Origin of the sequence: Subsaximicrobium wynnwilliamsii (genome assembly GCF_007997225.1) — a bacterium.
GTDB lineage: Bacteria > Bacteroidota > Bacteroidia > Flavobacteriales > Flavobacteriaceae > Psychroserpens > Psychroserpens wynnwilliamsii.
This window is the reverse complement of the sequence record NZ_VORM01000051.1, coordinates 1-7,320: the sequence shown is the minus strand read 5'-3', so window position 1 is coordinate 7,320 and position 7,320 is coordinate 1. Positions and strand designations below refer to the sequence as shown.

Annotated in this window: 4 protein-coding genes; 3 read left to right on the top strand and 1 reads right to left on the bottom strand. The window is 36.1% G+C overall.

Going from position 1 to position 7,320, the window contains the following annotated elements; genetic code table 11:
• Nucleotides 1-394: 394 nt before the first annotated feature.
• Complete coding sequence (locus tag ESY88_RS19985) at nt 395-2,425, top strand: glycosyl hydrolase family 95 catalytic domain-containing protein (RefSeq protein WP_147088451.1); 2,031 nt, start codon at nt 395-397, stop codon at nt 2,423-2,425.
• 1,110 nt (nt 2,426-3,535) lie between these two features.
• Here the strand turns inward: ESY88_RS19985 and ESY88_RS19980 are convergent.
• Entirely contained in the window at nt 3,536-5,017 is a 1,482-nt protein-coding gene (locus tag ESY88_RS19980; protein ID WP_147088450.1) for a Fic family protein, read from the bottom strand.
• Nucleotides 5,018-5,993: 976 nt separating this feature from the next.
• Between ESY88_RS19980 and ESY88_RS21580 the strand changes: the two genes are divergently transcribed.
• Nucleotides 5,994-6,602, top strand: a complete 609-nt coding sequence (locus tag ESY88_RS21580) for an ATP-binding cassette domain-containing protein (protein WP_223270911.1) — start codon at nt 5,994-5,996, stop codon at nt 6,600-6,602.
• 225 nt (nt 6,603-6,827) lie between these two features.
• Entirely contained in the window at nt 6,828-7,004 is a 177-nt protein-coding gene (locus ESY88_RS21255; RefSeq protein WP_189702678.1) for a hypothetical protein, read from the top strand.
• Nucleotides 7,005-7,320 lie beyond the last annotated feature (316 nt).

The window sequence follows — 7,320 nt, the reverse complement described above, 5'->3', positions numbered from 1 at the left end:
ACACTTTTACCTGCCTGCAGCAATTCTACCACAGTTGTTTTAAATTCATTGTCGAAATTTCTTCTCATAATACAAAGTTATAGTTTTCGGACTAGATAAATTCGTCACAGCAAATGTAGACACTCCAAACAGATATAATTAAAAGTAAAAATGGTTTCTCTATCTCCTTAAAATTATTTCTAAAAAGCAAGAGGTCATTTTAAAAAACTAGTGAACCCTTTATGCCAAAAAGATATGAGACTAAACTATTTTTAATCGGACATAATGAATGAAATTTATAAATCCACCTCTTACTAAATCGTTTTCGGCGGTATTTCGGCTTAAAACCCTGCTTTATTCCTGTATTTAAAAAGAAAAAAAAGATATTCGTGTAATTAACCGATACTTATATAAAATGAAAACAGCGCTATCACTTTTAGTATGTTTAATCTTCGTTTCCATCAATGCACAAAATGAAGGCTGGAACATTGAGACCACAACAAGCAGCAATTATACAGGAGTAGCAATGGCAAATGGTCGCATCGGGATTTTACCCTCGGAAAGACTTTTCAAAACAGAACAGATCATTCTGAACAATGTCTATGACAAGGAATCACCCTTAGGAGTGAGCCGTATTCTTAAAGGGATGAATTTTGGGAATTTGGAAATAGAAATAGATAATGAAAAACTAACAGCCCAGAACATTGAAAATTGGTCTCAAACCCTTCATATGAAAGAGGCCTATTTTGAAACCTCGTTCACATACAAAGACAAGGCCGATATATCTTATAAAATTTATGCATTGAGGAATGTGCCTTATTCGGGATATTTCGATTTTAACATCACTGCAAAAAAAGACATTTCCGTTAAGGTGACTGGCAGCATAGAAACCCCTGAAGAATACCTTGAACCATTGAGTACCTATCGTGTTTTGAAAGACAATGAAGTGACCATGCCCATTCTTCAAACGGTTGCTAAAAGCAGGTTAGGCAGGCACGTGGTCGGCACGTCGGCTACATTTGTTTGGCACCAACTAAATAGTGGCGATGAGCACCAAAGACCAACCTTGGTACATGAAAAAATTTCAGAATACAACAACCAGTTATCTTTTGTTGAAACGGTCAAAAAAGGGACAAGCTTGGATTTTGCATGGACAGCCGCACAATGCACCACACAAGATTTCAACGACCCACAATCGGAGTCTGAACGCTTTGTCATTTTTAATTTGCTTACCCCCAGAAACGATTTGATCAACCAACATACAGAGATGTGGAAGCAGCTCTGGGAGGGTGATATTATTATAGAGGGCGACTTACAATCGCAATTGGATGTGCGTTTGGCACTTTACCATTTGTATGCGTTTGCCCGAGGCGATTCCAATTTAAGCATTGCCCCAATGGGTTTGTCATCACAAAATTACAATGGCCATATTTTTTGGGATACTGAGTTGTGGATGTTTCCTCCGTTATTGGTGTTGAATCAGGACATTGCAAGATCTTTGGTCAATTATCGTTCAGACAGATTGGACAAGGCCAAACAAAAAGCCATTAATTTTGGCTATAAAGGCGCCATGTTTCCTTGGGAGAGCGACGACACCGGAGAGGAAGCAACGCCAGCTTGGGCCTTGACCGGCACCTTTGAGCACCACATCACCGCAGATGTTGCCATAGCGTTCTGGAACTATTACCTGGTGACCAAAGACAAATCATGGCTCAAAGAGCGAGGCTACCCCATGCTAAAGGAAGTCGCTGATTACTGGGTAAGTAGAGCAACACTTAATGCAGATGGATCTTATTCTATTAAAAACGTGGTGGGTGCCAATGAATTCGCGCCCAATGTAGATGACAACGCCTTTACAAATGGAGCCGCTATTACTGCCCTTAACTACGCAGAAAAATCGGCAAAAGAACTGGGGTTAGCAGCAAATCCGTTATGGGCTGAAGTTGCAAGCAAGATAAGAATCCATAAGTTTCCCGATGGCACAACCATGGAGCATAGCAATTATAAGGGCGAACGCATCAAGCAGGCAGATGTCAATTTGTTGACCTTTCCTTTAGATATCATTTCTGATGAGGCAACCATTTTAAAGGATTTGAAATATTACGAGCCGAAACTTGCAGAGGAAGGACCAGCTATGGGTAAATCGGTATTTGCCATCATCTATGCCAGATTAGGGGATGCAGACAACGCTTTCAGATTGTTCAAAGAAAGTTACGAACCCAACAAAAGGCCTCCTTTTGGCGCACTATCTGAAACCGCCACTGGTCACGATCCCTATTTCGCCACAGGTGCTGGGGGCATGTTGCAAACTGTTTTATTCGGCTTTGGAGGTTTGCATTTAACTGAGGATGGCATCATTCAAAAAGGAGCAATTTTACCAAAACAATGGACATCATTAACAATTAAAGGAGTTGGCATTGACAAGAAAGTGTATGTGATCAAATAATAAGGCTTGTGAAATTCAAGAGGGGTTTATTCCCCGATGCTTACATCGAAATACAAAGAACATCTTTCAATTCATACCTTGTGGGCTTGCCCCGAGGTTATTGATTAAATCCATAAGACCTAAAAACCAAGCAAATCTTAAAATTTGCTTGGTTTTGATACCATCTATAAATGGTAAAAGTGACCGCGAAGGGAGTCGCTGCGCGCATCCCCTAAAGCTCCGCCTTGAAAATGGAAATGGTCAAAAACAATCTTCGAGCAAGCTCCTTGCCTGGCTTTAAAAATTACAGCCAGACATCTAATCTCACGAAAGGGAGTCGCTGCGCGCATCCCTCAAAGCTCCGCTTTGAAAATGGAAATGGTCAAAAACAATCTTCGAGCAAGCTCCTTGCCTAGCTTTCGAAATACAGAAAACCATCAATCTCACGAAAGGGAGTCGCTGCGCGCATCCCCTAAAGCTCCGCTTTGAAAATGGAAATGGTCAAAAACATTCTTGGAGCAAGCTCCTTGCCTAGCTTTCGAAATACAGAAAACCATCAATCTCACGAAAGGGAGTCGCTGCGCGCATCCCCTAAAGCTCCGCTTTGAAAATGGAAATGGTCAAAAACATTCTTGGAGCAAGCTCCTTGCCTAGCTTTCGAAATACAGAAAACCATCAATCTCACGAAAGGGAGTCGCTGCGCGCATCCCTCAAAGCTCCGCTTTGAAAATGGAAATGGTCAAAAACAATCTTCGAGCAAGCTCGGATTATTTTTGACCATTTCCATTTATTCGTGACCTCGACTGGACAGAGTTCAAACTTTTTGAAGGATGATATTGAGTTAATACGCTCTAAATAAAATGGTATTAGAATTATGAGGTTTAAAGATTTTAGGGTTCCTTAATATAATTACAGTAATAGTGGCAACTCCTTACTTTTGTTTATCAGAACCTGATTAGGTTGAGGTGCTAAGTTTATAAGAATAGAAAAAACAAATACAGATCCTAGTCTTGATAACTAATAGCTAATACTTACGGTCTTTTCTGTCTTAAATTTTTTGCAACATTCAATGTCAATTCATACAAATTTATAGCTGTTATTTCGGCAAATTTAAAAGCTCCAAATATATATTTATCCTGCAATTATCTTCAAAACTCCTTCATTACCCTCCTTAAATGCTTCACTTTGACGTAACACATTTTCGATAGCTTCCATATCAACGCCTTGAAGTGTATGACTAAAAGCTTGAGCACGTTCTAACATTCGTATGTATACTGATGGGTCGTTTTGTCTTGTTAATCTTCTTAAACCACCTAGATAATCTTCACGATAAACCGTTGGAATAATTATTTTGGTTTGACCTGCGCTAGACAATTCTGCATTCATCATTATACGCGCCATTCTGCCATTACCATCTAAAAAAGGGTGTACTTCACTTATAACAAACATGATATACGCAGCCTTTGCAAATGGATGAACAAGTGCATTATAAAAGTTGAAACTTTGTAGCAATGTTCCCTTAACCAATTCCATATCTACAAAAGATGTATTTCCGGCTTGGTTGTTCTTGTCTTTAAATTTACCTGGCTTTTTATCTTCTCGCGCACTGAATAAAATAGCGTGACGGTATTGAAGAATATCCAAAAAGTTCTCTCCAGAATACGGGACTATTTTCATTTCTTGTTTGCTCGATGCTAGTTGGTACGTTCCTAATACATCGTGAGAATCTTCGTTACGTGCGGGTAAAGGTTGTTGGGTTGCTATAATTTGTTTAGCAATATCAAGTTCAAATACAGTTCCTTCTATGTAATTTGAAAAGTAACTTTCATAAAAAGCAAAATTTCGATAAGCACTCGTGGTTGTATTTTGTTCTTCTCGGTATTTAAACTCTTCTTGTTTTAGCGCTCTGAATAATGTTTCAAATAATTGCATTCGTGCTGGATCAAAAGGCAAACCTTGAGCTCTAGCAGCTGCGACGGAAGATTTTAGAGCACTTGATGGATGCGTTGCAAGTAAAGCACGTATTATTTTATTGAGCTTTTCAAACTCTTTTTGCATTCCTATTTCTTCTGAAATTTCTCTAGCTCTATCTCGTACTAAATTGAGTTCTTTCTCGCCATTTACTCTAATTATTTTTTCTAGCTTTTCCTCAATCTGTGGATAGGTTAATGTCTTAGAATCTGCCCCAACTTGCCTTGATACTTGAAGATTTTCTAATAATGCGCGTTCTCGTTGAGACACCATTAATTCGCCGGAAAATGATGTATCTCCATCAGTCGCTGCCCATCCATCCATAAAACGTATAGTGATGCCAGGCAACTTAATTTTCTTTGTGTATTTGTAGGTTACAAAAACTTGCCCAGAAGAAGTAGGCTCAAACTCAAAAGCAGACCGATGACTTAACACAGCACCTGGATATTGATTACCTAAAATTGGAAATATATTTCGTTGAATTATATTTTCTGGAGTATCTTCAAAATTAGAGGTGTAGATTCTTGAAGCAATCTTTCTAATTTTACCTTCTTTCTCTAGTTTTGATATCTGCCTAGAAATTGTAGAATCTGCAGACCCATAAATAATTTCTTGAAGGTGTAATTGACCGTTTTTTTCCATTATAAATGCTTGAATGCACAAAATTGATAAATATTTTCCATTATAGAGTTATTTATGTTAAATATTTTCCACTATAAAGGACGAGATAGACCATTTTCGTGATAACGTAAGTTTTCAGAAATCATTTTTACAATCGATTTCGAAAAACAGTATAGTTTATCAACTCGTAGTTTTAAATAGTTCAAACCTACAACGCATTCAACATAAACCAGTTGAAACAAAAAATTAAAAATCAAGGTAAAGCAAAAAAACGCTTTAAACATTTAGTTTAAAGCGTTTTAAATAAAACTGTGACCGCGAAGGGATTCAAACCCATGTCGCCAAGCCTTGGTTTTATTGGGTCCTTCGCGTTGAATGTGTTAAATACTAACCGAATAGCTACCATTTACTCTCATATCATTTGCCGATATCTGACCTCAATCTTACTGTAAAGATATTGCTCAAAGTCAATTAAATCTATTTTCTTTGATTAATTTATTGGTTTTTTTAATAGTTCTTGTTATTTATAACTTGAAAATTCTTAGTGTTTTTAAGTTTTAACGGCTATATCTATTTTTTGGATCTTTCTATTTCAAAGAAAAAGAAGAATATTGGACTATATTAGGTTTCAAAGAAGAGCACTAAATCAAGATGCTATTTATAATTAATCAATGGTATGCAGGAAATTAAACTCAATAATTTTGAAGTATATAAACGAAATGAATGGGAGGATATTCAAATTAAGCTATTTAAGATAAGTACAAGAATTTTGGCTTTAGATCAATATCAAACTGTTGGCTAATCTTTCATTAATCATTTTGAGTACATACTTGTTACTTATTTTACTGCTAAAGAAGTTATTCTTGGAAATATAACTTTGGGAGCAATGTTGAGTATCACATACATTATAAGGCAAATGAATTCTCTACTCAACTAGCTCATTGGCTTTATCAGATCTTTCCACGATGCACGAATTAGCCTGGATAGATTAAGTGAGGTGGATCTACAGAGAGAGGAAGAGGAAGAGCAAGAGCAAGAACAATGCGTTGATAAGACATTATACAATTTGCAGCTTTTAAAAAGCATAAATAGTGGCATAAGGTTAAAAAACTTATCCTTTAATTATGACGGTTCTGAACTCAAAAATGTTTTAAAAAATCTTAACTTATTTATACCTAAAGGTAAAACCACGGCAATTGTCGGTGCTAGTGGAAGCGGAAAAACAACACTTATGAAATTACTATTGAAATTTTATGAACCAAGAGCAGGTAATATTTATGTTGATGGATCAGCGTTATCGACCAATTCTGCAAAAAATTGGAGAAAAAGAATTGGTGCCGTAATGCAAGAAGGATATATTTTTTCAGATCGTTTAGAACGAAATATAGCAGCAGGTGTCGAAAAAATAGACCAAGAACTCTTAAAGTATGCAATTGAAACAGCAAATCTGACCGAATTTTTAGAAGAGCTGCCAAACGGTTTAAAGACTAGAATTGGAGCTTCAGGTAATGGTATAAGTGGTGGTCAAAAACAACGAATTTTAATTGCTCGGACTGTTTACAAAAATCAGAGTTTATTTTTTTTGATGAAGCCACTAGTCCTTTAGATGCTGAAAACGAGCGAATTATAATGGATAATATCAATGCATTTATGAAATCCAAAACAGCTATAATTATTGCTCACCGTATTAGCACTGTAAAAAATGCCGATCAAATTGTAGAACTTAAATTCATAAAAAGTTTGTAGAGGTTGGAACACATAAAGAATTAGTCTCTGAGAAGAACTATTACTTTAATCTTGTCAAAGATCAACTTGAATTAAATAAATAAAAATGGAAAATAAAAAATTTGAAATTCTTTTGGAAAGCGATCGCAATTGGGTTTCAAGATATGGTGGATTCGTTTCATTATTTTTAATCATTATGCTATTCGAAGCTTTGATTGGTATTGAAATTCCGTTGTATGATAATATTGTCAGAGATAATCAAGGTGCTTACACAATTACTTAAAGTGAAATAGTGGGAACATATAGTTTAGGTGATGCAGTTAAAAACAGAGGCTAATAATCTTTTTTTTATAAAATCAATTAAAACAGAGGAAAAAAGTCAAACGTTATAGTTGGAACTTATTTTTAAAAATAACGAAATTGACCGTGACAGGTTCGTTTTGAAACATCAATCTTTTGTATATCCGCAAAGAGCCCTAAAATGAAATAATTATCGTATATTCACTTGATATTAAAACAGTTGATTATGAATATATTTGATTTTGGAGTTCATTTCACAGACGAAAAGAGCTGTCGTACACATTTTAAAGAGGAACGAG

What these genes read in the sequence shown, in the direction of transcription:
- ESY88_RS19985 (WP_147088451.1), top strand. Translation starts at nt 395, where the DNA reads ATGAAAACAGCGCTATCACTTTTAGTATGTTTAATCTTCGTTTCCATC.
- ESY88_RS19980 (WP_147088450.1), bottom strand. Translation starts at nt 5,017, where the DNA reads ATGGAAAAAAACGGTCAATTACACCTTCAAGAAATTATTTATGGGTCT.
- ESY88_RS21255 (WP_189702678.1), top strand. Translation starts at nt 6,828, where the DNA reads ATGGAAAATAAAAAATTTGAAATTCTTTTGGAAAGCGATCGCAATTGG.